The organism is Dulcicalothrix desertica PCC 7102, assembly GCF_003991905.1.
Lineage (GTDB): Bacteria > Cyanobacteriota > Cyanobacteriia > Cyanobacteriales > Nostocaceae > Dulcicalothrix > Dulcicalothrix desertica.
On record NZ_RSCL01000019.1, the window covers coordinates 44,637 to 44,960 of the forward strand.

Below are 324 nucleotides of genomic sequence, written 5' to 3' on the forward strand. Positions count from 1 at the left end.
AACTTTGATGTTTGAGAGTGGCAATTTCTGAACCTTTTAAATTCCATAACTTCGCAGTATTGTCACCTGAAGCAGTAGCGACAGTCTGACCATCTGGGCTAAATACTACCTTTGTGACCCTATCTTGATGTTTGAGAGTGGCAAGTTCTGAACCTTTTAAGTTCCATAACTTCGCTGTATTGTCATATGAGGCAGTAGCGACAGTCTTACCATCTGGGCTAAATACTACGTTTGTGAACGCATCTTGATGTTTGAGAGTGGCAATTTCTGAACCTTTTAAATTCCATAACTTCGCAGTATTGTCACCTGAAGCAGTAGCGACAG

1 protein-coding gene is annotated in these 324 nt (G+C 41.0%); it reads right to left on the reverse strand.

What is annotated here, in order from left to right; genetic code table 11:
* Nucleotides 1-324 (reverse strand): WD40 repeat domain-containing protein (locus DSM106972_RS52740; RefSeq protein WP_411675361.1); only part of this gene is annotated, 324 nt, incomplete at both ends.